The sequence below is a fragment of the Xanthomonas fragariae genome (assembly GCF_017603965.1).
Taxonomy (GTDB): Bacteria; Pseudomonadota; Gammaproteobacteria; order Xanthomonadales; family Xanthomonadaceae; genus Xanthomonas; species Xanthomonas fragariae_A.
Genome location: NZ_CP071955.1, coordinates 2,518,874 through 2,544,429, shown reverse-complemented (window position 1 = coordinate 2,544,429; position 25,556 = coordinate 2,518,874). Strand labels below are relative to the sequence as shown.

Annotated in this window: 26 protein-coding genes, 1 tRNA gene, 1 pseudogene and 1 other annotated feature; of the genes and pseudogenes, 16 read left to right on the top strand and 12 right to left on the bottom strand. The window is 60.6% G+C overall.

All coding sequences use genetic code 11. The annotated features are described in order from the left end of the window. Positions 1-137 precede the first annotated feature (137 nt). The gene (locus J5I97_RS11945) at positions 138-1,133 is read left to right on the top strand and encodes a LacI family DNA-binding transcriptional regulator (protein ID WP_208586735.1); all 996 of its coding nucleotides are present in this window, start codon (positions 138-140) and stop codon (positions 1,131-1,133) included. A 132-nt stretch (positions 1,134-1,265) separates the two neighbouring features. Next, positions 1,266-1,604, top strand: a complete 339-nt coding sequence (locus tag J5I97_RS11940; RefSeq protein ID WP_208586734.1) for a hypothetical protein — start codon at positions 1,266-1,268, stop codon at positions 1,602-1,604. Here the strand turns inward: J5I97_RS11940 and msrP are convergent. Further along, positions 1,569-2,534, bottom strand: coding sequence for a protein-methionine-sulfoxide reductase catalytic subunit MsrP (msrP, locus tag J5I97_RS11935; protein WP_208586733.1), 966 nt, complete (start codon positions 2,532-2,534; stop codon positions 1,569-1,571). The two genes, J5I97_RS11940 and msrP, sit on opposite strands and share 36 nt — an antisense overlap. A 179-nt stretch (positions 2,535-2,713) precedes the next feature. Between msrP and serC the strand changes: the two genes are divergently transcribed. From serC to aroA, 3 genes are all read left to right on the top strand, one after another. Further along, a complete protein-coding gene (gene serC / locus J5I97_RS11930; RefSeq protein WP_208586732.1) occupies positions 2,714-3,799 on the top strand; it encodes a 3-phosphoserine/phosphohydroxythreonine transaminase in 1,086 nt (361 codons plus the stop codon). Between the two features lie 66 nt (positions 3,800-3,865). Beyond that, complete coding sequence (gene pheA / locus J5I97_RS11925) at positions 3,866-5,092, top strand: prephenate dehydratase (protein ID WP_208586730.1); 1,227 nt, start codon at positions 3,866-3,868, stop codon at positions 5,090-5,092. 135 nt (positions 5,093-5,227) lie between these two features. Further along, positions 5,228-6,541, top strand: coding sequence for a 3-phosphoshikimate 1-carboxyvinyltransferase (gene aroA / locus J5I97_RS11920; protein WP_208586729.1), 1,314 nt, complete (start codon positions 5,228-5,230; stop codon positions 6,539-6,541). A 131-nt stretch (positions 6,542-6,672) separates the two neighbouring features. Here aroA and J5I97_RS11915 read toward each other — a convergent pair whose 3' ends face one another. Together J5I97_RS11915 and J5I97_RS11910 are read right to left on the bottom strand one after the other, a co-directional pair. Then, positions 6,673-7,248, bottom strand: coding sequence for an energy transducer TonB (locus J5I97_RS11915; protein ID WP_208586728.1), 576 nt, complete (start codon positions 7,246-7,248; stop codon positions 6,673-6,675). Between the two features lie 249 nt (positions 7,249-7,497). Next, entirely contained in the window at positions 7,498-8,160 is a 663-nt protein-coding gene (locus tag J5I97_RS11910; RefSeq protein ID WP_208586727.1) for an energy transducer TonB, read from the bottom strand. A gap of 112 nt (positions 8,161-8,272) precedes the next feature. Between J5I97_RS11910 and serS the strand changes: the two genes are divergently transcribed. Next, positions 8,273-9,622 (top strand): serine--tRNA ligase, encoded by a 1,350-nt coding sequence (gene serS, locus J5I97_RS11905; RefSeq protein WP_208586726.1) that lies wholly within the window; start codon positions 8,273-8,275, stop codon positions 9,620-9,622. 277 nt (positions 9,623-9,899) lie between these two features. Here serS and J5I97_RS11900 read toward each other — a convergent pair. Then, a pseudogene (locus tag J5I97_RS11900) lies at positions 9,900-10,186 on the bottom strand (NAD(P)H-dependent oxidoreductase); the annotation flags it as partial. A gap of 93 nt (positions 10,187-10,279) precedes the next feature. On the opposite strand from J5I97_RS11900, the gene J5I97_RS11895 reads away from it, so the two are divergent. The 7 genes from J5I97_RS11895 (at position 10,280) to J5I97_RS11875 (ending at position 15,286) form a co-directional block, all read left to right on the top strand. Further along, positions 10,280-11,293 carry a LysR family transcriptional regulator gene (locus tag J5I97_RS11895; RefSeq protein WP_208586725.1) on the top strand — a complete coding sequence of 338 codons (1,014 nt, stop codon included), beginning with the start codon at positions 10,280-10,282 and terminating at the stop codon, positions 11,291-11,293. 206 nt (positions 11,294-11,499) lie between these two features. Next, positions 11,500-11,589 (top strand) — tRNA-Ser (locus tag J5I97_RS11890). Positions 11,590-11,673: 84 nt separating this feature from the next. Then, complete coding sequence (locus J5I97_RS11885) at positions 11,674-13,158, top strand: site-specific integrase (RefSeq protein WP_208586724.1); 1,485 nt, start codon at positions 11,674-11,676, stop codon at positions 13,156-13,158. Between the two features lie 50 nt (positions 13,159-13,208). After that, a complete protein-coding gene (locus J5I97_RS20575; protein WP_430541802.1) occupies positions 13,209-13,568 on the top strand; it encodes a type II toxin-antitoxin system RelE/ParE family toxin in 360 nt (119 codons plus the stop codon). Continuing rightward, positions 13,453-14,615 (top strand): IS3 family transposase gene (locus J5I97_RS11880; protein ID WP_430541840.1). Its coding sequence is split into 2 segments (ribosomal slippage): positions 13,453-13,684 and positions 13,684-14,615, totalling 1,164 coding nucleotides; the frame shifts between segments, so codons are not numbered across the junction. Before J5I97_RS20575 ends, J5I97_RS11880 begins: the two co-directional genes overlap by 116 nt. Continuing rightward, positions 13,677-13,793, top strand: a sequence feature (AL1L pseudoknot). (Overlaps the previous gene by 117 nt.) Beyond that, complete coding sequence (locus tag J5I97_RS20570) at positions 14,500-14,907, top strand: type II toxin-antitoxin system RelE/ParE family toxin (protein ID WP_430541839.1); 408 nt, start codon at positions 14,500-14,502, stop codon at positions 14,905-14,907. The genes J5I97_RS11880 and J5I97_RS20570 overlap by 116 nt, the downstream gene beginning before the upstream one ends. Next, a complete protein-coding gene (locus J5I97_RS11875) occupies positions 14,879-15,286 on the top strand; it encodes a helix-turn-helix domain-containing protein (RefSeq protein WP_208586723.1) in 408 nt (135 codons plus the stop codon). Before J5I97_RS20570 ends, J5I97_RS11875 begins: the two co-directional genes overlap by 29 nt. A 211-nt stretch (positions 15,287-15,497) precedes the next feature. On the opposite strand, the gene J5I97_RS11870 is transcribed toward J5I97_RS11875, so the two are convergent. From J5I97_RS11870 to J5I97_RS11860, 3 genes are read right to left on the bottom strand one after another with little or no spacing between them, the layout of a single operon-like run. Further along, on the bottom strand, positions 15,498-15,833 hold the full coding sequence (locus tag J5I97_RS11870; RefSeq protein ID WP_208586722.1) for a hypothetical protein: 336 nt from the start codon (positions 15,831-15,833) through the stop codon (positions 15,498-15,500). After that, entirely contained in the window at positions 15,830-16,144 is a 315-nt protein-coding gene (locus J5I97_RS11865; protein ID WP_208586721.1) for a hypothetical protein, read from the bottom strand. Before J5I97_RS11865 ends, J5I97_RS11870 begins: the two co-directional genes overlap by 4 nt. Before the next feature lie 45 nt (positions 16,145-16,189). Beyond that, a complete protein-coding gene (locus J5I97_RS11860; protein ID WP_208586720.1) occupies positions 16,190-16,942 on the bottom strand; it encodes a hypothetical protein in 753 nt (250 codons plus the stop codon). A 104-nt stretch (positions 16,943-17,046) separates the two neighbouring features. Between J5I97_RS11860 and J5I97_RS11855 the strand changes: the two genes are divergently transcribed. Genes J5I97_RS11855 through J5I97_RS11845 form a run of 3 tightly spaced genes read left to right on the top strand, consistent with a single transcriptional unit; the run spans position 17,047 to position 19,643 of the window. Further along, entirely contained in the window at positions 17,047-17,376 is a 330-nt protein-coding gene (locus J5I97_RS11855; protein WP_208586719.1) for a helix-turn-helix domain-containing protein, read from the top strand. 26 nt (positions 17,377-17,402) lie between these two features. Then, entirely contained in the window at positions 17,403-18,593 is a 1,191-nt protein-coding gene (locus tag J5I97_RS11850) for a hypothetical protein (RefSeq protein ID WP_208586718.1), read from the top strand. Positions 18,594-18,617: 24 nt separating this feature from the next. Next, positions 18,618-19,643, top strand: coding sequence for a S1 family peptidase (locus tag J5I97_RS11845; protein WP_208586717.1), 1,026 nt, complete (start codon positions 18,618-18,620; stop codon positions 19,641-19,643). A 486-nt stretch (positions 19,644-20,129) separates the two neighbouring features. Here J5I97_RS11845 and J5I97_RS11840 read toward each other — a convergent pair whose 3' ends face one another. The 5 genes from J5I97_RS11840 to ftsY all read right to left on the bottom strand — a co-directional run bounded on the left by J5I97_RS11840 (position 20,130) and on the right by ftsY (position 25,556). Further along, positions 20,130-21,158: a hypothetical protein gene (locus tag J5I97_RS11840; RefSeq protein ID WP_208586716.1), complete on the bottom strand. Its 1,029-nt coding sequence runs from the start codon at positions 21,156-21,158 to the stop codon at positions 20,130-20,132. Between the two features lie 109 nt (positions 21,159-21,267). Continuing rightward, positions 21,268-22,239, bottom strand: a complete 972-nt coding sequence (locus tag J5I97_RS11835; RefSeq protein WP_208586672.1) for an IS5 family transposase — start codon at positions 22,237-22,239, stop codon at positions 21,268-21,270. A 114-nt stretch (positions 22,240-22,353) separates the two neighbouring features. After that, on the bottom strand, positions 22,354-22,632 hold the full coding sequence (locus J5I97_RS11830; protein ID WP_208586714.1) for an oxidative damage protection protein: 279 nt from the start codon (positions 22,630-22,632) through the stop codon (positions 22,354-22,356). A gap of 162 nt (positions 22,633-22,794) precedes the next feature. Beyond that, complete coding sequence (mutY, locus tag J5I97_RS11825) at positions 22,795-23,868, bottom strand: A/G-specific adenine glycosylase (protein WP_208586712.1); 1,074 nt, start codon at positions 23,866-23,868, stop codon at positions 22,795-22,797. A gap of 47 nt (positions 23,869-23,915) precedes the next feature. After that, positions 23,916-25,556 (bottom strand): signal recognition particle-docking protein FtsY, encoded by a 1,641-nt coding sequence (gene ftsY / locus J5I97_RS11820; RefSeq protein ID WP_208586710.1) that lies wholly within the window; start codon positions 25,554-25,556, stop codon positions 23,916-23,918.

The window sequence follows — 25,556 nt, the reverse complement described above, 5'->3', positions numbered from 1 at the left end:
TGGAAAGTATAGTGGGAACGTTCCCACTTCCAAGGTCAATGTGCAATGCACAAAAAGCCTGTAGTGCTTTCGGGTTAGCATCCAAGCTGACGCGACACTTGGGTTTATGGTGCGTAACGGAGCGGGAACGGTTCCAGATGAGTATCAGCATCAATGACGTGGCCCGTGTAGCCGGGGTGTCCAAATCCACGGTTTCGCGCGCATTGGGCACCGGTCCGGTCAGCGACCAGGTGCGTGCCAAGGTCGAGGCGGCGGTGCGCCAGACCGGCTATCGGCCCAATCTGATGGCGCGGCGGCTGCGCTCGCAGCAGTCCGGCATCCTGGGGGTGATTGTCGCCGACATCCGCAACCCGTATTTCACCGCGCTGATCCGCGCGGTGGAGGAAGTGGCCTACCGCGCCGGCATGCGCGTGACCTTGTGCAACACCGACGAAGATCCCGAGCGCGAGGCGCTGTATCTGGAGCTGATGCAGGAAGAACGTATCACCGGGCTGATCTTCGCACCGACCCGGGTCACCGTTGGGCGTATGCGCGAGCTGGCCCTGAACTACCCGACTGTGCTGGTGGATCGCGCCGGCCCTGGCAGCCGCTACGACAGTGTGGTGCTCGACAATGCAGCCGCCATGGGCGAATTGGTCGCTCACTTGCAGGCGCAGGGCTATCGGCGGATCAGCGGCTTGTTCGGCAGCACCAGCACCACCGCTGCCGAGCGTCGCGACGGTTACTTGGCCGCAATGACCGCGCAGGGGCTGGTTCCTGATTATCGCGAGGTGGCACCCACCGCCGAAGCGGCCATCGCTGAACTCGAGCACTGGCTAGTGGGCAATGACCGGCCCGAAGCCATCGTCGCCAGTAACAGCCTGCTGCTGATGGGCGCGCTCAAGGCCGCACGTACCGCCTGCCTGCGCCTGCCGCAGGATCTGGCCCTAGCCGGGTTCGACAACGAACGCTGGACCGACCTGGTCGAACCGGGCATCACCGTGGTGGAGCAACCGGTGGAAGATATGGGCCGCGCGGCGATGTCGCTTTTGCTCGAACGCCTCAAATCACCGCAGTTGCCGGTCCGCCGCCTGGTGATGACCGGACGTTGCGTGGTGCGTGGTTCGACTGGCGCACGCGGGCCAATTGCTTAAGCCCGGACGCATAGCGCCGTGCTTTGTGTAGATGCCTGGATACCGTCTCGCCTCATCGGCAGACAAGCGCTCTTTGCGGGTCAAGCGCAGTGTCGTTTGAGCACGCCATCGGCTAGCTGCAGCAGCTTGCACATGGCGGCGCAGACGATCTGCTTGCCATGTGCGATGGTTGCCGCGTTCGTGCAGACGCTGTTTGAGCACGCATACCCGGTAGCGGTGAGCGTGCAGGAACTCGGCAAGTGCTTGGTGATGGACGCCAGTGGCTTCCATCACGATCCAGCTGTCCGGCCGGGCATGGCTGCGCAGCCACGGGTGTACGGCCTGAAAGTCGGTCCGATCGTAAGGAGCGCGCTTGCGCGCGATGAAGCCTTGCAGGGCTTGCAGGGAAGGCCCCATCGCGTACGACAAGTCGAGATCATGCTGGACTTTGCTGACTCAAAACCACTTCTTCAAGTCCATCCCCGCGTATAAAGAAGCAACCTGATCGGCATAGCCGTTGAACGGTTTTGTGGCGATGCGCTCGGCAAAGAGTTTACTGGCGGTGCCGGCGATACGACGCTCAGTCTTCTGGCTCCAGCGCGGGTGGTCCACCGCCGGATTGACGTTGGAAAAGAAGCCGTATTCGGATGGCTGCAAATCGTGCCATGCAGTCTCTGGCATGTTCTGGACAAAGCGGATTTCCACGATCGACTTGATGCTCTTGAAGCCGTACTTCCACGGCACTACCAGCCGCAACGGCGCGCCGTTCTGCTGCGGCAGCGGTTTGCCGTACAGGCCGGTTGCAAGCAATGTCAGCGGATGCATCGCTTCGTCGATGCGCAGGCCTTCGCGGTACGGCCAGTTGATCGAGCGATAGCGCATGCCCGGCATCTGCTGCGGGTCGGCCAGCGTGGTGAAGGCCACGTACTTGGCCTTGGAGGTCGGCGCGAAGCGCTTGAGCACCTCGCCCAGCGGCACGCCGGTCCAAGGGATCACCATCGACCAACCTTCGACGCAGCGCAGCCGGTAGGTGCGTTCTTCCGGCGTGATGCCCTTGAGCAGTTCGTCCAGCGACAGGCTGCCGGGCTTTTCGCATTCGCCGCTCACTTTCACCGACCACGGCGACAGCTTCAAGGTTTTGGCGGCCTTCGACGGGTCGGTCTTGTCGGTGCCGAATTCGTAGAAATTGTTGTAGCTGGTGACATCTTCCAGCCGCGTCAGTTCCTCGGCAGTGCGAAAGCCGCTGCGCGCCTGCACTGGCGTCACCACGGTCTTGGGCGGCGGCGGGTCGGCCTCTGCGCACCCGGCCACGCTCAGCGCCGGAGTCAAGGCGAACAGCTGCAGCAGCCGACGTCGGTCGCGGTAGACGGCCTCATCAGTGATCTCGCTGGACGGCGTCTTCAAGGCATCGCGAAGGGACATGGCTCGCTCCTGACAGTAGCTGCTGATGGGGGAATAACTGACCGCGGAACTGGCACTGTCCGGGACCTTGAAAACCATACGTCGGCGTCGGTGAGAAGGATGCACATGCAACTTTTCTGCAACGCTGCCAAGGCCGATGCGCTGCGGCATACTAGAAGGCTAGCTCGACAAGGTTTGCCATGACACGCGCGTTCAATTTCAGTGCCGGCCCTGCGACATTGCCGGAATCGGTCCTGCGGCAGGCGCAGGCCGAGATGATCGAGTGGAATGGCGTCGGCGCCTCGATCGTGGAAATCAGTCATCGCAGCGCCGATTTCATGGCCGTGGCGGCCGCGGCCGAAGCCGACCTGCGCACCTTGTTGTCGATTCCCGACGACTACGCGGTGCTGTTTACCGCTGGTGGCGCCACCACCATCCAGGCGCTGCTGCCGCTGAATTTTGCCGCGCCCGGCCAAGCGGCCGATTATGTGATCACCGGTCACTGGGGCAAGACTGCCATCAAGCAGGCAGCCACGTATGTAGATGCGCGTATCGCTGCCGATGGGCAGGCGGACGGCTTTATCGACATCCCGCCGGTGGCCAGCTGGACCTTGTCGCCGCACTCGGCATACGTGCACATCACCGCCAACGAGACCATCCACGGCGTCCAATTCCGCGACACGCCGGATGTAGGCCCATTGCCGTTATTCGCCGACTTCAGTTCGTCGATCGCCTCCGAGCCGCTGGAGATCTCGCGCTACGGGCTGATCTATGCCGGCGCGCAAAAGAACCTCGGCCCGGTCGGCATTTCAGTGGTTATCGTGCGGCGCGATCTGCTCGAACGCGCCGGTCAGCCGCGGGCCGATATCTTCAACTACGCCTCGCACCTCGCGCGCGACTCGATGCTCAACACTCCGCCGACCTGGAACTGGTATCTGCTCGGGCTTACCGTGAAGTGGATGCTTGAGCAGGGCGGGGTGGAAGAATTCGCCCGTCGCAATGCCGAAAAAGCCGCGCTGGTGTATGGCGCGATCGATGGTTCGGGTCGTTTCTATCGCAACCTGGTCAAGCCGGCAGCGCGTTCGTGCATGAACATCCCGTTTTTTCTGCCGGATGAGCAGCTGGAGGCGTTGTTCGTCAGCGAATCCAAGACGGCTGGCCTGCTGGCATTGAAGGGCCACAAGGCGGTCGGGGGCATTCGTGCTTCGCTATACAACGCAATGCCGGTGGCGGGCGCGCAAGCGTTGGCGGCCTTCATGCACGACTTTCAGCAGCGTCACGGCTGAGTCTTCATTCACCTGCAGCGTATGCCGCGCAGGCGCATGCGCCGTTATTCCAAGGAATGCCGAGCGATGGCTCCCAAGTCCAATAAGCCCACTGCCGCCACCGGCGGCAAGACCAAGTCGGCAAAGAAATCCGCAGACACTTTTTCAAGCAAGGCTACGATTAAGGCTTTGGATAAGCCTGTAGCCAAGGCCGCAAGCAATTCGGCGACGGCTGCGCCGGTGCTGGCCGATGTGCGCGCCAAGATCGATGAGATCGACCGCAACATCCAGGCGCTGATCGCCGAGCGTGCAAACTTTGCGCATCAAGTCGGCAAGGCCAAGGGCAAGCTCGCCACGGCGGTGGATTACTACCGGCCCGAGCGCGAGGCGCAGGTGCTGCGCATGGTGGTGGACCGCAATGAAGGCCCGCTTAGCGATGAAGTACTGGTGCACGTGTATCGCGAAATCATGTCTGCCTGCCTGGCCCAGCAGGAGCCGTTGAAGATTGGTTACCTCGGCCCGGAGGGCACCTTCAGCCAGCAGGCGGTGCTCAAGCATTTCGGTCGTTCGGCCGTGGGTCTGCCGATGGCGACCATCGAAGAAGTGTTCCAGGAAGTGGAAGCCGGCAATGCCGACTTTGGCGTGGTGCCGGTGGAAAATTCCGGGCAGGGCACCATCCAGGTCACGCTGGACATGTTCCTGACCTCCAATCTTAAAATCTGCGGCGAAGTTGAGCTGCGCGTGCACCAGTATCTGCTCTCGCGCAATGGCCGGCTGGAAGACATCGAGCGCATCTACGCGCATCCGCAGTCGTTCGCGCAGACTGCCGGTTGGCTGCGCTCGCACTTGCCCAAGGTCGAGAAGATTGCGGTGTCCAGCAACGCCGAAGGTGCGCGCCGGGCACGCAATGCCGAAGACGCTGCGGCGATCGGTGGCGAGAGTGCCGCGCACGTGTATGGCTTGAAGAAAGTCATCATGAAGTCGATCGAAGACGACGACGACAACACCACGCGGTTTCTAGTAATTGGCCGGCAGATTTTTCCCTCGTCCGGGCACGACCGCACCTCGGTGCTGGTGTTCATCCACGACAAGCCGGGTGCGTTGTTCGACGTGCTCAGCCCGTTCGCACGCCACGGCATCAGTATGAATCGCATCGAGTCGCGCCCCTCGCATCAGGCCAAGTGGGAGTACGGTTTCTTTATCGATCTGGTCGGCCACGTGGAAGACGAGGCAATGGAGCAGGCATTGGCCGAACTGGAAGCACACTCGGCCCAGATCAAGGTGCTGGGCTCGTATCCGGTAGCGATTCCCTGAGCGTCACGTGAACGTCACGGCTTAAACAGCCGGCCACATCCGGCGCGCCGACATCCGTATGGTGACGGCAGTGCTGCGACATTCTTCAAAGCGCATCGCCACTTCTGGCGGTGCCGCAGTAATCGGATCACACGCATGAGCAACAGCACGCAACATTGGATCGCGCAGCGCGGCAGCGCACTGCAGGGCTGCCTGGCCATTCCTGGCGACAAGTCGGTCTCGCACCGCGCGGTGATGTTTGCCGCGCTTGCCGATGGCGTTTCGCAAATCGATGGCTTCCTCGAAGGCGAAGACACGCGCTCCACCGCGGCGATCTTCGCCAAGCTTGGCGTGCGCATCGAAACGCCGTCTTCCTCGCAGCGCATCGTGCATGGCGTGGGTGTGGACGGCTTGCAGCCACCCAGCGAAGCACTGGACTGCGGCAATGCCGGCACCGGCATGCGTTTGCTCGCGGGTCTGCTCGCAGCGCAGCGCTTCGATAGCGTTTTGGTGGGCGACGAATCCTTGTCCAAACGACCGATGCGACGCGTGACCGGTCCACTGGTGCAGATGGGCGCGCGTATCGACGCCGAAGAAGCCGGCACGCCGCCGCTACGCGTGCATGGCGGGCAGGCGCTGCACGGCATCGATTTCGTCTCGCCGGTCGCAAGTGCGCAGGTGAAGTCTGCGGTGTTGCTGGCTGGCCTCTACGCGCAGGGCGAGACCTCGGTGACCGAGCCGCATCCCACCCGCGATTACACCGAGCGCATGTTGGCTGCATTCGGCGTAGAGATCGAGTTTTCGCCTGGCAAAGCGCGTCTGCGTGGTGGCCAGCGCCTGCGCGCGACCGATATCGCGGTGCCGGCGGATTTCTCGTCGGCAGCATTTTTCATTGTCGCCGCCAGCATCATTCCAGGTTCGGAAGTGGTACTGCGTGCGGTGGGTTTGAATCCGCGTCGCACCGGTCTGCTCGCTGCGTTGCGGTTGATGGGCGCAGACATCGTTGAACAGAATCATGCCGAACACGGCGGCGAGCCGGTAGCCGATCTGCGCGTGCGCTATGCACCGCTGAAGGGCACACTGATTCCCGAAGCGCTGGTGCCGGACATGATCGACGAGTTCCCAGCCTTGTTCGTGGCTGCGGCTGCTGCGAACGGCCAGACCGTCGTCACCGGCGCTGCCGAATTGCGGGTCAAGGAATCCGATCGGCTAGCGGCGATGGCCACCGGCCTGCGCACGCTGGGCGTACAAGTGGACGAGACGTCGGATGGCGCCACCATTCACGGCAGCAGCATCGGCAGTGGCGTGATCGAAAGCCATGGCGATCACCGTATTGCGATGGCGTTTGCGATTGCTGGGCAGCTGTCCACGGGCAGTGTGCAGGTGAATGATGTCGCCAATGTTGCGACCTCGTTCCCGGGCTTCGACACGCTGGCGCAGGGCGTTGGGTTCGGTCTTAAAGCGGCTTGACCATGATGTAGTGAGCGGCATTGAGTCGAGCGCGGGTGCCGTATGGAAACCGCGGTCTATGAGCGATCTGCACCGCACCCAGGTACCGGCCGCGCTCGCCTTGTGGCATCACGGCCGTGCGATGGCCACTATTAGCGCTCTGAGCTGAAATCCACCGGCACCTGCACGTTGCTCACCACAGCGTGGCCGTCACGCGTGGCAGGTTCAAAGCGCCACTGACGCAGGCTGTCCACCACCGCTGCATCCAGACGTGGGTCCTCGCTGCCGCTGCGATCGACGATGACATCGCTCACCAGACCCTGCACATCCAGCTGCAGACGCGCGGTACGGCTGCCTTCGATGCCGGCACGGGCAATTTGTGGCGGATAGCTGGGCATTGTGTTGCCCGACAGCGGCTTGGCTTCCTCGCTGCTGATCGGTGCCCGTACGGGTTGATGCGCGATCATGGTTATCGTGCGCGGGCCATCTGCGGTGGGCAGGATCTGCCGGCTCGCCGCGGGCAACGGGCGCGTGTCGGTCGCAAAGGACGCGTCGCTGTGCGTTGTCCACCACCAAGTCGGCACCGCGATCAGCAAGGCAATCAGGGTTGCCCATAACCATGGCGACGCGCCGTCGCGATCTGTGCCCTGGGTGCGAGCACAGATGTGTGCGGCATGATGCGACAACGATTGAGTGTGGGGTGAAGAGGAATTCGAGCTGAAGGACATGGCCGACCTCCCGGCGCATCTTTGGGATCACCGGACTAGTCTCATCGGCGCCGCCTGAGGCGCAGCTAAGGCAAGGAGCTAATGAAGCGCTGAACCTCGGTAGATGTTCAGCTTTGTCAAGCTCATAGTCCTGCTTCGTTAAATCCAGTCGGACGCGGTGGATACGCGGAATCATCACTCGCGCGCTGTATTTTCCCGCGCTTCCCACGCGCAGTGCGTCGACTGCGCGTGAGGATCCGTCAGCCACGATTACGGCGCGGGCTTGAACTCGAATGGGATATCCAGACTGCCGGCAACCGGTTGGCCATCGCGCTGCGCCGGATGGAAGCGCCAACGACGCACTGCTTCCATTGCCGCACGGTCCAGATCGCGCGAGCCGCTGCGCTGCACCAGCGTCACGCCGCCCGGATTGCCGGCCGCGTCCACGTCGACCCGTACCACCACATCGCCTGCATCGCCGCGACTTAACGCGGCCGAGGGGTAGCGCGGCGGCGGCATCTGGCCTTGCATCGGCGCCGGACGATCGCCGCCGGCCACGTAAGCGGTTGAAGAAGCGTCGGTGTCAGGCGCGCCGGGAACTGCGTCTTCCGGCAACGGCGTCGGCGCGGGCGGGGCAGGTGGCGCGGTGTCTACCAGTGTCGGGGTATCTTCCAGCGGCTTGGTCTGTGGCATATCGCTGGCGCCATCCTGGGCCGGCAACGGTGCGGGCAGCGGCTGGATACTGTCGTCGGCCTGCGCACCTGCAGCCGGTTGGGCCTGCGAGGCTTTGTAGAAGTCGTCCTTGCGGCCGGTGGCCCAGACCAGCAGGAACAACAACAAGCCGCCAACGAAGGCGATGCCGGCAATTTTCAGGGTGTGGCGGGGCAGACGCAGGACGATCTGACGATCGGACGTAGGGCGGGGCGCGAACATAGGGCTCACCTGAAGGATCCAGGCAATTCTGGCATAGCCCCGGTGAATCGATCACAGCAGGTGGCGGAACAGGCGATAATCTCGCGCTATCCCACTGACGCACCTATTCCCGATGCTAGATCCGGCCCTGCTTCGCCAACATCTCGCCGACCTTGCCGAGCGCCTGCGCAGCACGCGCGGTTTCTCTCTGGACACTGCGGAACTGGAATCGCTGGAAAGCGAGCGCAAGCGCATCCAGGTGCGTACGCAGCAGCTGCAGAGCCAGCGCAATTCCAAATCCAAGGCGATCGGGCAGGCCAAGGCCAAGGGCGAGGATGTGTCCGCGCTGATGGCCGAAGTGGCCGGGTTCGCTGACGAACTTCTGCGGTCTCAAGTCGACCTAAAAGACACTCAGACGAAACTGGAGAAGTTGTACGCGGTGATTCCCAACCTACCGCATGCAGACGTGCCCCTTGGAAAAAGTGAGGCAGATAACGTCGAGCAATCGCGTTGGGGCACACCGCGGCAGTTCGACTTCGCGGTCAAGGATCATGTGGAGCTTGGTGCGCCGAACGGTTGGCTCGACGGCGAAGCCGCAGCCAAGTTGTCGGGCGCGCGCTTCACCGTGTTGCGTGGCCCGGTTGCGCGTCTGCACCGCGCGCTGGCGCAATTCATGCTCGACTTGCATGTCGGCGAGCACGGCTACGAAGAAACCAACGTACCGCTGCTGGTCAATGCAGATTCAATGTTTGGTACAGGTCAGTTGCCCAAATTCGAGGATGATCTGTTCCGGATATATGACGATGAATACCAATCTCTGACCGACGAAGAGACTGGTGAAGATGCTTATGTGCCCACTGGTGAGATAGATCCTGAGCCCTCTTACTATCTGATTCCCACCTCCGAAGTGCCGCTGACCAATATCGTGCGCGAGGAGATCCTCGCCGCCGAGCGTCTGCCGCTGCGCATGACCGCGCATTCGATGTGTTTCCGTGCCGAAGCCGGCAGCGGCGGACGCGATACGCGTGGCATGATCCGCCAGCATCAGTTCGAAAAAGTCGAGCTGGTCACCGTCTGCGCGCCGGAAGACAGCGACAGCGAGCATCAGCGCATGACGCGCTGCGCCGAAGTGGTGCTGGAAAAACTCGGCCTGCCGTATCGCAAGGTGCTGCTATGCACCGGCGACATGGGCTTCTCTGCGATCAAGACCTACGATCTGGAAGTATGGCTGCCTTCGCAGCACACCTATCGCGAAATTTCGTCTTGCTCCAATTGCGGCGATTTCCAGGCGCGGCGCATGCAGGCACGTTGGCGTCACCCGGTCAGCGGCAAGCCGGAGTTGCTGCACACGCTCAATGGCTCGGGCACCGCCGTGGGCCGCGCGATGATCGCGGTGATGGAGAACTACCAGAACGCCGATGGCTCGATCGATGTACCTGAGGTGCTGCGTCCGTACATGGGCGGGATCGAGCGAATCGGGTAAGCGCTGCGACGGACACGCTGCGATCAGCGCGGTTGCGCAGCCGCCTGGCGCGCGCACCCGGGGCGCTTAATCTGCATCCGCGCCTGCGCTGCGATTGTTTTTAGCTGTTTGAAGTGGTTAGTACGTCGAACGTGGCGCCTGCGCATTGTGCGAGGTTAACTGCATTTTTCGCTCGCATGCCGCGCGTTTTGCAAGATGGCGTTCGATCGCGCCGAGCCGTTGGGGCAGCTGCTGATGTAAGAAAAACGGGGCCAGTGATGGCCCGTTTTTTTAAACCTATCGCAACGCGTCGCGCATCGCTGCAATGCTGTAGCGAATACGCCACGCCTCCAGCGCGCACGAACATGATGTCCCCTGGATGTCCAGCAAACCGAACGCCTGTCGCAGGTAATGCTCTTGGAAATCGTTCTGCTGGCCGCTGTAAATACCGCCACGCGCGCTGGCGATGCTGAGGCGTTTGCCGGCCGGACCCTCCGGGTCGTTTGCGGTGGAGTGGAACGCGCGCCCGGCCACCGCAATACGATCGATCCAAGCCTTGAGCGTGGGAATGATCGAATGGCGATGACCTGCGGCAAGCGGCAGCGCCGCAGAGGTAGGCAGAGTAACTCGTTGCTCTGATGGAATAAAAGTGCTTAAGTATCTCTTATTGTTCTATTCATGGATGCCTGCGCCATGCACGACCTGAACGACCTGTATTACTTCGCAATGGTGGTGGATCATGGCGGCTTCGCTGCGGCCGAGCGTGCGCTCGGGATCCCCAAGTCGCGCCTGAGCCGTCGCATCAGTCAACTCGAAACCGACTTGGGCGTGCGCCTGCTGCAGCGTTCCACGCGCCGCTTTGCGGTCACCGACGTCGGCACCAGCGTGCACCGGCATGCCCAGACCATGCTGGCCGAGGCCCAGGCTGCGCGCGAGGTGGTAGATCGTCTCAGCGCCGAGCCGCGCGGTCTTGTACGTGTTAGCGTTCCTGTCTCGCTGGCGCAGATCCAGTTGCTCAAACTATTGCCGGAATTCCTGGCCAAATATCCCAAGGTGCGGCTGCAGCTCAACATCAGCAATCGCCGCGTTGATGTGATCAACGAGGGCTACGACATCGCATTGCGCGTGCGTTCGCGCCTGGACGACGACGGCAGCTTGGTGATGCGCAGCTTCGGCCAGATACAGGAACTGTTGGTGGCCAGCCCCAAATATCTGGACCGCGCCGGGCGCCCCAAGGACCCGAGCGAGCTGGCCAAGCACACCACCATGAGCACCAGCGAGGACGAAGCGCATCAGCGCTGGGAACTGCACGGGCCAAACTGCGAAATGCGCCGCGTGGACCTGCAGCCCCGCCTGGCCGGTTTCGATTTCCCGCTACTGCAGTCGATGGCACGCGATGGATTCGGCATCACCATGCTGCCGGAAACCGTCTGCGCCGAAGCGGTGCGCAGTGGCGAGCTGGAGGTGGTGCTGCCGCACTGGTCGCTGCCGCAAGGTATCTGCCACGCAGTGTTCGCCTCGCGTCGCGGCTTGTTGCCGGCGGTGCGCGTGTTCATCGATTTCCTGGCGGAGCATCTGCCGCAGGAAATCGAGCGCTCGCGTCTGGATTGCGGCGGCAACTGCGCCGAATTGGCCGAAAAGCTCAAGCGCGCCGCCGGCACCGCAGCGCGCTTGGTCGCTGAAGCCGGTTGATCAACGCGCCGCTCAGCAGGCTGCGGCACTTAGCAGAGCTGCATCGCTTAGCAAAGCGCGCCCGGGCATGCGAGAATGCGCGCCTGGGAGCAATCCCGGTGTTGGTGATACCGCACAACTGGCGGCACACCGACAGGCGCAACCAGCACAGCGCGTGGCGCGCGCGTGATCAGCCGATGCCGTTGGCGATCAAGCAAAGCAGCATCGGAGAGATGGCCGAGCGGTTTAAGGCACCGGTCTTGAAAACCGGCGAAGGGTCAAACCTTCCGTGGGTTCGAATCCCACTCTCTCCGCCATTCACTTCTAAGCCATTGATTTTTAACATAAAAATCTGACTTGGTTGGATTGGAAGGCAGGAAGCATGCAGAGGAAACACTCGCATGCGCATCCCTCATCATCTGAGCCGTTCTCCGACCGGTCGTTGGTCGTTTGTCCAACGTGTGCCCGTCGATTTGCAAACCGTGATGGGCTGCCGGCTTATCAAACGCACTTTGCAAACGAAGGACTTGGCGCAAGCGCATGTGCGTGCGGTGGTGCTTGGGGCGGGCTATGCTCGGCTCTTCGCACAGTTGAAGGATCAACGCGTGGCCAAGCTGAGCAAGACGGACGCTGACCTGCTCATCGCTCGACTGACGAGCGCCGAGAACCTCCAGGAGCTGACGCTCAACCGCACCCGCCAACCGGATGGGACGGTGACCGAGCAATGGCAGATCGACAGCCCGAAGGACCTGAGGCTTTATCGGCAGCTGATGGAACTGGAAGCACGGGGTGGGGCAACCGCCCAAGCGTCGCGGCTCCCGGTGGCGGCCTTCAACGCATTCGAAGCGTCGCACCAAGCCAGTCCTGTGAGGCAAGCCTCTGTGCCAGCACTTGAAACGATGACCTTGGGCAAGGCTCGGGACGCGTTCCTTGCCACCCTCAAGGGTTCGACGCTGCCCAAGACCTACACGATCAAAAAAACAGCCATCGAGGCGCTGGTGGCATTCCTTGGCCCGAAGGCCAAGGTCCATGCCATCACCCGGTCCGACCTGGCGCGGTGGTATCAAGACATGCGCGAGAAGGGCGCTTCCACGCCAACCCTCACGAACAAGCAGAGCTACATCGGTGGCAAAGGTGGCTTCTTCGAGTGGGCCATGGCGTCGGGCCACTACCCGAAGGGCGACAATCCTGCCTCCGGCCATGTCAGCTATTCCCAGCGTGAGAAGCGGGCCCGAAAGAAGCTGGGGTTCAAGGCCTACGACAGGGCCCAGATCCAAGCCCTGTTTGCCCCCGAGGCGCTTGCGAAGCTGTCCGAGTCGGCCCGCTGGGCCTCCCTCTTGGGACTCTATACGGGGGCGAGGGCGTCAGAGGTCGGCCAGTTGCTGGTCCGAGACGTGTTCGAGGAGGACGGCATCCCCTGTATCCGCATCTCAGACGAAGGCGAGCACCAGAAAGTGAAAACCGAGGTCAGCCTTCGGACGGTGCCGCTACACCCTGAGATCCTCAAGATGGGCTTCCTGGATTGGGTCGATGGCAAGCGTGTGGCCGGTGAAACGAGATTGTTCCCCGCGGCAAAGGCCACTGCTGTCAATGGGCAGGGCAATTGGATCACCAAGGCGTTTAGTCGGCACTTGGCAGAGGTAGGCAAGGACTGGGAGCCTGCAAAGCGGGGCTTCCATTCGCTCAGGAAGACTTTTATCCAGGAGCTGCAGGGGGTGGGGGTCGTGTCCGAGCTTAGGGCGCAAATAGTGGGTCATGAGTTAGACGACGAGCATCATGCCACTTACAGCCGCGATTTTACCGTTCTCGAAAAGCTGAAGGGCTTAGGTCAACACTCCCCTGGGCTAATCGTTCTCAACTACAGTGTCTTCCTTTCCAAGGCCTAAACCTGTGGGTTGACATGTGTAGCACCTAGTGATACATTTGGGGTCAGAAGATGGCGTTATTCAATGTGAAGACGTTTGGTAGATTTGCTAGAAAGAACTCTGTGGGCGGTGGAGAGCTGCATGATGCCGCAGAGGATATTCAGGCTGGCAACTTCGATGCTGATTTGGGAGGGGGGCTGTTTAAGCAAAGGGTTGAACCGCCCCGGGATTTCGGGAGGCTCCAACTCTTGAGAAGATGGGGCGATGAGCAAGACGAAATATTCACCGGAAGTGCGAGAGCGCGCGGTTCGGCTGGTGCGGGAGCATCAGGGCGAGTACGGCTCGCAGTGGGCGGCGATCGAATCGATTGCCGGGAAGATTGGCTGTTCGTCGCAGACGCTGTGCAACTGGGTGCGTCAGGCCGAGCGTGATGCCGGCAAGCGTCAGGGGCTGACGACGGACGAGCGGACGCGGATGAAAGCGCTGGAACGCGAAGTGCGCGAGCTGAGGCAAGCCAACGAGATCCTGCGCAAGGCCAGCGCGTATTTTGCCCAGGCGGAGCTCGACCGCCGCTTCAAGCCCTGACCACGTTCGTGACCGAACATTGCGATGTTCACGGGGTCGAGCCAATCTGCAAGGTGCTGCAGGTTGCCCCGTCGACGTATTACCGCCACGCGCAGCGGGAAGCGGACGCGAACTTGCGCCCGAACCGCTGGTGGAAGGACCAGGCGCTGCGCCCGCAGATCCGGCGGGTATGGGAGCAGAACCGACAGGTGTACGGCGTGCGCAAGGTCTGGCGGCAGCTCAAGCGCGAGGGCTATGCGGTGGCCCGCTGCACGGTGGAGCGACTGATGGGCGCACTTGGCCTGCGCGGCGTGGTACGCGGGAAGGTGGTCAAGACCACGATCAGCGACAAGCGGCCGTGCCCGCTGGACAAGGTGAACCGACAGTTCCATGCGCCGTCGCCGAACCGACTGTGGGTCAGCGACTTCACGTATGTCTCGACCTGGGCCGGGTTCGTGTACGTGGCCTTCGTGATCGACGTGTACGCACGGCGGATCGTGGGCTGGAAGGTGTCGCAGACGGCGCACACGGACTTCGTGCTGGACGCGCTGGAGCAGGCGCTGCATGCGCGTCGTCCAACCGAAGGCGGCCTGATCCACCACTCCGACCGCGGCGTGCAGTATGTGTCGATCCGCTACACCGAGCGGCTGGCCGACGCCGGGATCGAGCCGTCGGTGGGCAGCGTGGGCGATAGCTATGACAACGCGTTGGCCGAGACGATCAACGGGTTGTACAAGGCCGAGGTGATCCACCGGCGCGCGTGGCGCAACCGCCAGGATGTGGAACTGGCCACGCTGGATTGGGTGGACTGGTACAACCACAAACGCTTGCTGGGGTCGATCGGGAACATTCCGCCAGCGGAAGCCGAAGAGGCTTACTATCGACAACAGGCCGGTTACGCCAAAGCGGCGTGACTCAAACCAAACAGCCTCCCGAAATCCCGGGGCGGTTCAGGTAGCCCGAGATGGAGGTGGTAAGTCTTCCGGTTACAGGGTAATCGTTTCTTGCGCTACTGATAGCCATGTATTTTTCCTTCATGGATTTCCAAAAAATAAAAAAGACAATATCAGTCCAAAAGAGCTAAAAGCTCTTCAGGCTCTGGGTAAGGTCCTAAGTGGGTTGGGTGAGCAAGAAATTCAGAAAGCGGTTGAGGATGGAGCTATAGAGGAGGTGCAAGATGATCGTGAGCAACGGCAGGAAAATTAAAAAGATCGACGTAATTGTTAAGAAAATGGATGGTGTTAAGGTTGGCGCCGAGGTGCGTGCCAAGAAGTCTGCTGCGGAAAGCGGAATTATGGCTTCTATTCACGAGACTGTCGCTGACCTACATCGTGCTGGCGTGGTCAAGGTAGAAACGATGCGAGAGTTTGATGAGATGTGTCTTGCTCCTGTTGAGGAGTTGAGTCCGGCGCAGATTGTCAGCATCAGGAAAAAATCTCGAGTATCGCAACCGGTGCTGGCGACCTATCTCAATGTGAGCAAAAGTAGCGTGTCCCAATGGGAGCGCGGCGACAAGAAGCCAGATGGCGCGGCGATGAAGCTGCTTAATCTTGTTAAGAGAAAAGGGCTTGAAGTTCTTGCATGAAATCGATTGGTGCTGTGCATAAGATCAGAAGGGTCCGGGCTGGAGCTGACCTCTTTCGGCGAAGTTAGCAGTCGAATCTTGGTTTACCAAAGTGCTAAATATTTCTAAAAGTTTCGGTGCTCAATGGTTCCCATGTCGCTGTATTGAGAGGGTCCATTAGGATAAAAAGCCCGGGCATCCCGGGCTTTTTAAGGCGATATGCAAAGCATTCTCACTGCGTGAGCTGCGCATACATCACGAACAAAAACATCGGCAGCCCACTCAGCACGGCGAAGGCCCCAAACGCGCCCATCAGGGTCAGCACCGTCATGGCCCACCACTGCCACCACGCAAAGCCCTTGTCCCGCGCCTGGGACATCCGGGCCTCTGCCGGATAGAGGCGAGCCGCCTTCCGGTTTCCGCGTTGGGCCATCACTGGCCCAATGACGAACCCAAAAGGTCCAGTGAGAAGCAGGGCACCCGAATACCACCAAAAGAACCGGTCCCGTGGCGTCATGAGCTTGCGCCGGGCGGGCACCGGCTGGGCAAGCAGAGGAGGCGCGCTCATTTGGCGTAGGCCCTCCAAGTTCCCGATTCGCGCACGTAGCGAAGATTCTTGCTGACAGGAATAGGCACCTGCCGGCCCTCGATGTTGAGCACCGCTTGGCCGCGGGTATCGCAGCGGTAGCCCTCGGCGCCTTCCGCTTCAACGCAGCCGGAGAGCTCGAATTGCTGGACGTCAGTGACCTGTCCGGCGCCGCTGTCCTTCAGCAGTTGGACAAAGGCTTTCTTGGCATTGTCAGACGAAGGCTTGCCGCCGCAGGCGGTCAGGCCCAGGGCCATGGTCAACGCGACCAAGCCGATCCTTGCGTGTTTCATGTCTGTCCTTTGAGAGCGAGAGGGAGTGGGGAGGAGGAGGCGGGGTTACTTGTCGCGGTTCCCGTCGGGCTTAAAGGCGGCGATCCAAAGCCGCGTGTCCTTGAAGGGCGTCAGCATTCCGGAGGGGCCCGGGTGCAGGTCCGCGGTCTGGAGGAATCCCGAGACCCAGGCGACGCGCAGGGCGACATCGACGGCGCGATCAGACACGCCAGCGCGGGAAACGTTGACAACAAAGGGCTGCGCCGGCGGGTTGGGACCGGTGGAACGCTGGGCGCCCGTGTTCGGCTTGCTGGGCGGCACCCGGATGCCGCTGAGCGAGTCCCGGCCTTTCCACAGCGCTGAGTTGTTGAGCTCGGCCACTTCGCCCAGGTCGTCGGTCTCGGTCAAGGCGGCATCGAAGCAGGTGCGGAAGGTCTCGGTGGTTGAGGCCGTCGGGGTGGTCCAGATGCGGGCTTCCGCGGTCCAGCAGGGCAGGGAGGCGCCCCACTCAGTGAAGGTCAACGCGACTCGGGGCCACTCCAGCTTCCCGCCCTGCGCCGCTTGGTGGTTGTCGCCTTTGAAGAGGCTGGGCAGCTTCCCGTCGCCACCGATGGGGACATAAATGAAGCCAGCCCCTTGACTGCTGGCCTTGCCGCTAGCGTTTGGCTGGATGCCGACCATCCGCTGGCCTGCGTCCTTCAAGCTGCCGCCCAGCTGGCGCAAAAAGCCGGGCTTTGGCGGCTGGGTGTCCTGGGCCCGGGCGACGCCGGCCACGGTCAATGCGAGCAGGGCTGCGCCTGCGATCCTTGCGATGTCCATGAAATCCCCGTGTGTTGGTGGAGGGTGCTACATTTCATGAAGAGTCTGCCATGCAGTGGAGGAGTAAGTCATGCTGTCCGGCCAACTTTTCAACATTCGTTCACGTGCCGAAGGCTTCCCCCCGAGCTCTCTTTGCTGCCCGCCTGAAACAGGCTCGGGAACTGCAAGGCATCCCAAGCCAGCGGGCTTTGGGGGTGCTGATGGGGCTTGATAAGAAGTTGGCCAGCAGCCGGGTTAATCGCTATGAGAACGAGACCAGTGGCATTGACCTGGATGGGCTAGGGAAGCTGGCCGAGACACTTGGAGTGCCTATGGCCTACTTGGTGGCGGAAGATGAAGCGACCGCAGAGGTGGTGTTGGCGCTTTCCGAATTGTCACGTGACGAACGAGCTCAAATTGTCACATTGGTCAAGAAAAAGCTCGAAAAGAAGTGAATCCCCTTAACCATAAGTGATTCCGAATGCGCGCCCGATACGTCATTCCTTTCACCCGCCGGATCATCATCCCCGACCATTGGGAGATCCCATTTCAAGCAGGGGTATGCCGAGTTCGCGAAGAGGCGGGAATTGCCGTGGCGCTGGAGGTTGTTTTTACCGGCCAGCCGGTAAACTTGGCGCCTAAATTAGTGCAAGAGCCGGGAGGAAATTTCCGTCTGGTGAATGAGGATCATAATGTTGAATTTATTCGAGTGCAGCTTGTCGATGCAATGGCTTTCCTCAGTTGCTACTTTGATATTGCACTCGAGATGGACGAAGTTGAGGCATTCTACGAGGCGGAGACGCCGGAAGAAGATGGAAAAATAGAAGTTAAGTCATTCAAGTCGGGAAGGCACGTTCCTAATCTTCCAATTCTCTTCGATTTATTGAGTCGAGCTATTTTTTGCGCCGAAGGGACCTCCGGGCCCCGCTTTGAAGCCACTTTAGTATCAAGTGCTCGCCATGCAATGGGTGAGAAGCGATACATAGACTCATTTAGATACTATTTTCTATTGATTGAGGCGTTGTATGGTGGTGGGCATTTCAAAACCGTCGCCCTTAAGAGCGTTCTCAAGGCAGATGTTGAATTCAAGAATATGGTGCATCAAGCATTCGAGCATCTTAAGAGCTTTGATGTTGCTCGAATCAATAAGCTATCAGAACTGCTGTCGTTGCCAGATAGTGTTGATGGACTGATAGATCATCTGGTTGAACAGCGCGGAATCTACTTTCACAACAATGTTCGCCGTAAGGGCGCATGGCGGCCAGAGCGGCAGCAAGAAGCCCATGCCTTGGCGCTTTTCTCTGCTTTGGTAGCGCAAGAAATTTCTCAAAAGGCAGCAAGCCCGATGTTCTCAAAGGAACTTGTGGGTAGGCATATGGAATCTGCAAATAAGGCGGGAGCAAAGGTTGTGTATCAAATAAACTTCGATTATAAGGCAGTTGGCGAAGGTATTCTAAGAAGTAGTCATCTTATTGTTGACATGCCTGGAACCAAGCCAACGCCCGCAGCTGTTTTTGAAGTCACGAAGATTTTCATTAAATATTTTGAAGAAAACGTGCCAATGGGGAGTCTGGAGCGAGCAGCCTGCGTGGTCCAGGGGACGGGGGAAAAGGTGTTTGAAATGACTTTTTCTATGGGCGGAAACGTTGTCATGCCTGTTGGCTCAGAGTGATGCTCAATGTCAGTCGAGCCGGGCGTGGAGATTCTGAAGACGCTTTGGGAGAAGAGCTCGGTAGGCGAGTGGAAGATCGCTCAGTTGCGTCCTTTAAAGCTCTTGCCTGCGCAGGGATATGGGGAGGACTATTTTCGGATAGCGAACCGGTTCGAGTTTCCGACGACTCATAGGAGTTTTAGCTTCGGGCAGCTTGTTGAGTCTACGGGTTCTATCAACAGCTTTCTTAAACAAAGCATTGTTCCTGTTGTTGCCCTTGTTGCCGGAGCTTCTTTTCTTCGAGTCATTGGAACTGCTTTCGTGATCAGTGCATCCGGCTTGGTCATGACGGCAGCCCATGTGCTCCTAGACCCAGAAGATTCTGGTTATGGCGGTGCTATCAATGAAAATGGAGCAGTCCGTTTTGACGGTAATATTCAGATGGGAGTTCTCTTTCCCTTGCCGTCTACGGGCTACGGCCCAAGCGCTGTCCGGTTCGCCCCATTTCAGTCCAGTAGGTTCTGGGGAGGCTGGAAGGAAAGTCCGCTCTTCCACGAACGGGATCGGGTGGATTTTGACACCGATGTGGCTATATGCCGGCTTTTGCCGCATCCCGGTGGGGCGTATCAGCCCCTGAACCTTTCACTCAGGCCTGTAGAGGTGTCGGAACAGGTGTTTGCGATTGGCTATGCGGAGATGGACGATATCCCGGTTCGCTATGTTGATGGTGCAGTCGTGTTGGGCCAGTTTAGCCAAGACCTATACGTCTCGGTTGGCACGACTACCGCCGTCCATCTGGACAATGCTCAGACGCGCTCTGTGTCTACGCCCGGCCCGTGTTTTGAGTTCGACGCGAGGATCCCTGGCAAGATGAGTGGTAGTCCGATTCTCGGAGGCGATGGGGCAGTCATTCGCGGAGTAGTCAGCAAGAGCCTGTCAGGAGAGCGCCATGCGTTTGGCGCCTTACTTGGACCCGCGACCCATCTTCCACTTTTTGACCAGGAAAGCCTCAAGGACCTGATGGCGAAAGGATCCGAAGGCATTCCGAGGATTCAGGGCACTGGCCTCTAGACTTCGCACAAGACGGTAATAGGCATGCCAGCAAAGTCCAACCAAATTTTGATCCTAGACTCCATCTCGGCCGGCTAATTGAATATCGCCAGGAGGCTGGTGGCCGACCTCCACATTCTCGTTGCCGTAGCGGAGAGGCGGGAAGAATCATCCGTAACAGGCGGCCCCCATGCGTGCGCGCAAGCACTTGGTCGCCAACAAAGCGTGGCAAGGCTAGCTCACTAAAGTGGATTTGATCCAGACGTTTTTACGGCGCATCCGTTTTCCTCCATATCTAGGCGCTGCCTGGACTTATCTGAGGGCGACAAGGTTTACTGCCCGGATGTATGTATCACTTTCTTATGGGTAGAACTTCGCATCCTTGCCCAGCTGCTTCTTGAAATGACCGCGCTCGTATTTCGGAAGCACCACCGGTGGATTGAATCGTTTGAGCGCCGCCACTTGGCGGGCCCGCTCTTCGGGGTTCTCGTTGTTTTGACAGAGAATCTATCCGCGGTTGCGGGGCCTGGGCGACGCAGAGCGGACGGATGAAGCGGGCGACTTATAGCTCTTCAAGGCGTCGTTGAGCTGATTGATAATAGTAGCGTCTGCGGTGGGACCCGGGGCTGAGCTTCCGTTGAGCTCAACGATCTTGACGTCATTTGAAAAGCTTTCTACGAAGCCACCGATCGCAGATGCCGTTCTTAACGTAAGCCACCCAGGCACATCGTATTCAGATTCAGGCTCGGAAGAAGCGCCAGACGCTAGCAGATGAAGAAGCTCGCGCGTGTGCTCGTCCCTTCTCATAGCGTCGTTTCGATGGTTTTTGTAAAGGCGCTCACCCTCCGCCTTCAACTTTCCATGGAGTGAAGGGTCTTCCGAGTTGTCGGTCTGGAACTGTAGAAGAGCTGAGTCAGCAGTAGTCTTCGTCAGCCTGTAATTGACGAGAGTCTGAGTTGCCTGAGTTAGCGGTATGCAGAAAAAGGAGGTAGGTCCGTAGGCGCAGTAGTGCAGCCAATCCAGATTGCTCTCGTCTGTGGACGCAGATATCTTGAGTCCATGACTGACCAGTCTAAGCATCTGAGGCTCAGGCAGTCGTTCAGGCTGCTTGCGAGTCTGCGCGCGATATGGCGCGATACGATGAATGCCAACTGTGTCGTCGCTGTCGCTGCGCTTCGCCTGAAATACAGCGGCCCTCGCAAACTCATCGCCGAATTTGATTAGCAAAGAGAAATCCGCACCTGTGCTCCCCTCACTTTTGTCACTGCTGCCGTGCTTGTTGTGATGGCCCCACGTCAGTCCGGCACTTTCACCGGATTCGAGGATTTCAAGAACCCAAGTCGTCGCGCTGACATACGCGCCCAAAAGCATTGAGGTAAGGTCTTCCTCCTGCTGCGGGGCCTCTAAGTGAGTCTTCAAAATTTGGAACGTCGCAATCTGAAGCGCCCCGGCGAGAGGGGTGGGTCTAACATGTTGGTCCAGAGGTCCAATGCAAGCATTGATCAGCTGCTCAACCCTTAAGGAAGGTCTGAACAACTCTCAACACCTAAAAATATCAGCATAGAGAGCGCCAGTAACGCGTAAATTGGGTATGTAAGACGAGATTTTGCGCTTATCTGGCGGCTTCAGCTGCCGCCGGACAGCATTATGCCTTGGCCGGCAATAACTGCCGGCGCACCATCCATAGATTGGATAGCGCAAACAGCGTCAGCACCTGCGCGGTATTCTTCGCTAGGCCGCGATAGCGGACCTTGACGTAACCAAACTGGCGTTTGATCACCCGAAATGGATGTTCCACCTTCGCCCGCAGGCTGGCCTTGGTGTGCTCCCAGCGCTGGGCCCACTGCAACTCGCGCGCGTTCTTGATCTGCTTGAGCTTGGACGGCTTCTCTGCAATCAGGTAGCGCAACTTGCGCTTGCGCGCCATCTCCGCGCGCTTGTCCAGCCCCGTGTAACCGCTATCCCCGCTGAGCGTGTCTTCCTTGCCATGCAGCAGCTTGTGCGCCTGCGTGATATCGGCAACGTTGGCCGCCGTGCATTCCACGTGGTGCACCAACCCGGACACATCGTCTACTCCAATGTGCGCTTTCATCCCGAAGTAATATTGCTTGCCTTTCTTGGTCTGGTGCATCTCAGGATCGCGCGCGTGGTCAGCGTTCTTGGTCGAACTGGGCGCAGCGATCAGGGTTGCATCGACGATCGTGCCCGAGCGCAGACTTTGACCCTTGCGCGCCAGATGCGCGTTGACCGCTTCCAGCATCCGCGCGGCCAGGCCATGGGTCTCCAGCAAACGACGAAAATTGAGAATCGTGGTCTCGTCAGGAACGTTGTCCAACCCACCGAGCTGGGCAAAACGCCGCAAGCTCGGGATCTCATGCAACGCTTCTTCCATCGCCGGATCGCTCAGCGCGTACCACTGTTGCAGTAGATGAATCCGCAACATCGTGGCCAGTGCGTACGGCTGCCGACCTGGCCGTCCCGACGCCGGATAGTGCGGTGCGATCAGCGCAAGCAACCGCTGCCACGGAACGACCTGCTCCATCTCGGCCAGGAAGATTTCCCGGCGGGTCTGCTTGCGCTTACCCAGGCCCTCGGCGTCACCAAACGTCAGTTGCATGGATCACTCCTCAACGTAGGTGTGTAGTGTCGCGCATCTGGGGGCGTTGTTCAGAGCTTCCCTAACAGCACGTGACGAGTGCTCGTCATGCGCTTGACCGCCACCTAGCCGCTGTTACTCCTCATTCAACGGCGCGACATAGCCCTCCGGCTTGTCGGCGTTGCGCTCGAACAGGAACTTCCGCAGCTCGGCTTCGAGAAAGGCGCGGTGCTTGGGGTCGCGCGGCGAGAGCCGGTTTTCGTTGATCAACATGGTCTGGTGCGCCAGCCATGCTTGCCAGGCACTCTTGCCGATCTGCGCGAAGATGCGCTGGCCGAGTTCGCCGGGATACGGCACAAAATCCAGGCCTTCGGTATCGCTTTGCTGGTACTGGCAGAACACGGTGCGGGACATGCGGATTCCTTTGAATACTTTACGTATTGAAGTGCGCGCCTGGAGCGGCTGGCGAAACGTAACGAGCGATTGTCCGCTGGCTAGATGGCGCGCTCAGAACCGCAGTGTACGAGTTGCGTATGCTGCTGCGCGCCGGCGCACCTCGCCGTTTCGACATCGGCTCTAGAGTGCGTCGAGCAGCTTGCGGATGGGCGCCGGCAAGCCCAGCGATCCGAGATCGGCGCGGGCAACCCAGCGTAGGTCGTCAGTGTCGCGCACGGCGGCGCGCAGCGCGACCTTGCGCATGCGCAAGGGCTGCAGATGCAAGCGGTAATGACTGAAGGTGTGCACGATCAGCGGCATCTCATCGGCGCGCTCGTAGTCGCCATCGATATGCGTTGCGAACCATGTGCGCATGCCGGCGTCGGTCCCGGCTTGCGGTAGCGTCCATAACGAGGCCCAGATGCCGGTCGGCGGACGGCGTTGCAGCAGGATGTGCTTGTCTGCATTTTCGAGCAGTAGCGCGGTGGCCTCGCGTTCGGGCAATTGCTTGCCGGGCTTGGGTGTGGGCAACGCTTCGACCAGTCCATCGCGCCGTGCCACGCAATCGTCCTGCAGCGGACACAGCACGCACGCCGGTTTTGTACGCGTGCAAAGCGTGGCGCCGAAATCCATTTGTGCCTGCGTGTAGTCGGCCAGGCGACCGGCCGGAACGTGCGCCACATGCGTTGAGGCCAACTGCCACAACTGCTTTTCGACCACCGGCAGGCCGGGGTAGCCGCCAATGCCGTGGAAGCGCGTCATCACCCGTTTGACGTTGCCATCCATGATCGGAAAGCGGTCTTTCCAGGCTTGGCTGAGGATGGCGCCTGCCGTGCTGCGTCCGATACCCGGTAGCGCGAGCAGTGCGGCGAAATCGCGCGGCAGCTCGCCATCATGCAAGGCGACGCATTGCCTGGCAGCGGCATGCAGATTGCGTGCACGTGCGTAGTAGCCCAGCCCGGCCCAGTGCGCCATCACCGTGTCGTTGTCGGCTGCGGCCAAGTCGGCCAGGGTCGGGAAGCTGGCGACGAACTTCTGGAAGTACGGAATGACCACCGCAACCTGTGTCTGCTGCAGCATGATTTCCGACAACCACACCCGGTACGGTGCACGCGGATGCTGCCAGGGCAGATCGTGGCGACCGTGGCCGTCGAACCAGTGCAGCAGACGGTCGACGAAAGCATCAGCGGCGGGAGCGGCGTAGTCGGCGGGCATGAGGTCTGCTGGCGGTGGAGGTCATGACGACGGCAGGCGCTTGCCGATCAGCTGCCCAATGCTTGCGGCAACAACGCATCGACGAAGGCCACTGGATCGAACACGCGCAGATCTTCCGGGCGCTCGCCAATGCCTGCGAAGCGGATCGGAATGTTGAACTCGCGTGCCAATGCAAACACCACGCCGCCTTTGGCGGTGCCATCGAGCTTGGTCACGACCAGGCCGCTGACGCCGACCGCGGTATGGAACTGACGCAGCTGCGAGATGGCGTTCTGGCCGGTGGTGCCATCGATGACCATCAACACTTCGTGGGGGGCAGCGGCGTCGATCTTGCCGAGTACGCGGCGGATCTTGCCGAGCTCGTTCATCAGGCCGGTCTGGGTGTGCAGGCGGCCGGCAGTATCGGCAATCAGCACATCGGTGCCGCGTGCCTTGGCGGCCTGCAGTGCGTCGAACGCGACAGATGCGGCATCGGCGTTCTGTCCTTGCGCGATCACGGCTACCCCGTTGCGATCGCCCCAGGCTTGCAATTGCGCGACTGCAGCAGCGCGGAAGGTGTCGCCGGCGGCCAGCATCAGGCTGTTGCCTTCGTCCTTGAAGCGTTTGGCGAGCTTGCCGATGGTGGTGGTCTTGCCGACGCCGTTGACGCCGACAGTGAGCACCACGAATGGCTTGGCCGAGCGGTCGATGATCAACGGCTTTGAGACCGGCTGCAGCAGCGCGATCAGGTCGGCGCGCAGTGCCTTGAACATCGCCTGCGCGTCGACGAACTCGCGCGAATTCATGCGCTTGCGCAGGCCTTCCACCAACGCAGTGGTAGCGCCGATGCCGACGTCGGCGGTGATCAGCGCGGTCTCGATCTCGTCGAGCAAATCGTCGTCAAGCTTGGGGTTGCGCGAGAACAGCCCACCGAAACTACGCGCGAAGGTGCTGTTGCGCAGACGCTCGCGCCAACCCGGCTTGCCGGCCGGCGCGGCCGGTAGGGTGTCGCGCTGGCCGACGATGCTGTCGCTGTCCTGCGCCGCCGTCGGGGCGGTGACGATGGCTGGTTCGGTCACCACAGAGGGAGTGACGGCCGGGGTTGCGGCAACCGGTGTAGCTGTAGGCACAGGTGTTGCGACGGGCGAAGCGGCGACCGGCGGTGCCGAGACCGATGGTGCAGCGACCCAAGGAGCGGCGCTCTGCGACGGCGGCACAGAGCGCACAGGCGCAGCGGCAGGCGGCACCAGCGTGGTCTGCGGTTGCACAACAACCGGTGGCACCACAATCGATGCGGGGCCGTTCGGCGCGCTAGACGGAATCGGATCGGACGGCGCCTGCAAAGCGGAATGCGCGGGCGTTGCCGGCGGCGCGGATGCCGTCGGTACGGCTGCGATGCTCTGCGCCTCGGCGGTGCGCGCGGCGATGTCCTGCGCAAGCTGTTGGGCCGGTGCCGCGGCAGGAGTCGTTACTGCCGATGCCGGCGTAACAGGTTCAGTGCGTGCGGGTACAGCAGGTGCAGGCGTCGCAACCGGCGCCGGCGTCTGTGTCGTGCTGCGCTCGGCAGTCGGCATTGCCTCGCCCGGCGATGCCGGCGTGGCGGCAGACGGAGCGGTGGGGAATGCGGCTGCCAGTTCTTCCAGGCTGTAGCGCGAAGTACGCGAGCTGTCGGGCGTGGTTGGCTTGTTGCGGCGGAAAAAGCTGGCCAT

Coding starts and splice junctions, on each gene's coding strand:
- J5I97_RS11885 (WP_208586724.1), top strand. CDS start 11,674: ATGCGCATCCCTCATCATCTGAGCCGTTCTCCGACCGGTCGTTGGTCG.
- pheA (WP_208586730.1), top strand. CDS start 3,866: ATGGCTCCCAAGTCCAATAAGCCCACTGCCGCCACCGGCGGCAAGACC.
- J5I97_RS11940 (WP_208586734.1), top strand. CDS start 1,266: ATGGCGGCGCAGACGATCTGCTTGCCATGTGCGATGGTTGCCGCGTTC.
- J5I97_RS11860 (WP_208586720.1), bottom strand. CDS start 16,942: ATGGACATCGCAAGGATCGCAGGCGCAGCCCTGCTCGCATTGACCGTG.
- J5I97_RS11835 (WP_208586672.1), bottom strand. CDS start 22,239: ATGCAACTGACGTTTGGTGACGCCGAGGGCCTGGGTAAGCGCAAGCAG.
- J5I97_RS11865 (WP_208586721.1), bottom strand. CDS start 16,144: ATGAAACACGCAAGGATCGGCTTGGTCGCGTTGACCATGGCCCTGGGC.
- msrP (WP_208586733.1), bottom strand. CDS start 2,534: ATGTCCCTTCGCGATGCCTTGAAGACGCCGTCCAGCGAGATCACTGAT.
- J5I97_RS11875 (WP_208586723.1), top strand. CDS start 14,879: ATGATCGTGAGCAACGGCAGGAAAATTAAAAAGATCGACGTAATTGTT.
- J5I97_RS11915 (WP_208586728.1), bottom strand. CDS start 7,248: ATGTCCTTCAGCTCGAATTCCTCTTCACCCCACACTCAATCGTTGTCG.
- ftsY (WP_208586710.1), bottom strand. CDS start 25,556: ATGGCCAGCTTTTTCCGCCGCAACAAGCCAACCACGCCCGACAGCTCG.
- J5I97_RS20575 (WP_430541802.1), top strand. CDS start 13,209: ATGGCGTTATTCAATGTGAAGACGTTTGGTAGATTTGCTAGAAAGAAC.
- mutY (WP_208586712.1), bottom strand. CDS start 23,868: ATGCCCGCCGACTACGCCGCTCCCGCCGCTGATGCTTTCGTCGACCGT.
- J5I97_RS11945 (WP_208586735.1), top strand. CDS start 138: ATGAGTATCAGCATCAATGACGTGGCCCGTGTAGCCGGGGTGTCCAAA.
- J5I97_RS11895 (WP_208586725.1), top strand. CDS start 10,280: ATGGATGCCTGCGCCATGCACGACCTGAACGACCTGTATTACTTCGCA.
- J5I97_RS11850 (WP_208586718.1), top strand. CDS start 17,403: ATGCGCGCCCGATACGTCATTCCTTTCACCCGCCGGATCATCATCCCC.
- J5I97_RS11910 (WP_208586727.1), bottom strand. CDS start 8,160: ATGTTCGCGCCCCGCCCTACGTCCGATCGTCAGATCGTCCTGCGTCTG.
- serS (WP_208586726.1), top strand. CDS start 8,273: ATGCTAGATCCGGCCCTGCTTCGCCAACATCTCGCCGACCTTGCCGAG.
- serC (WP_208586732.1), top strand. CDS start 2,714: ATGACACGCGCGTTCAATTTCAGTGCCGGCCCTGCGACATTGCCGGAA.
- J5I97_RS11870 (WP_208586722.1), bottom strand. CDS start 15,833: ATGAGCGCGCCTCCTCTGCTTGCCCAGCCGGTGCCCGCCCGGCGCAAG.
- aroA (WP_208586729.1), top strand. CDS start 5,228: ATGAGCAACAGCACGCAACATTGGATCGCGCAGCGCGGCAGCGCACTG.
- J5I97_RS11830 (WP_208586714.1), bottom strand. CDS start 22,632: ATGTCCCGCACCGTGTTCTGCCAGTACCAGCAAAGCGATACCGAAGGC.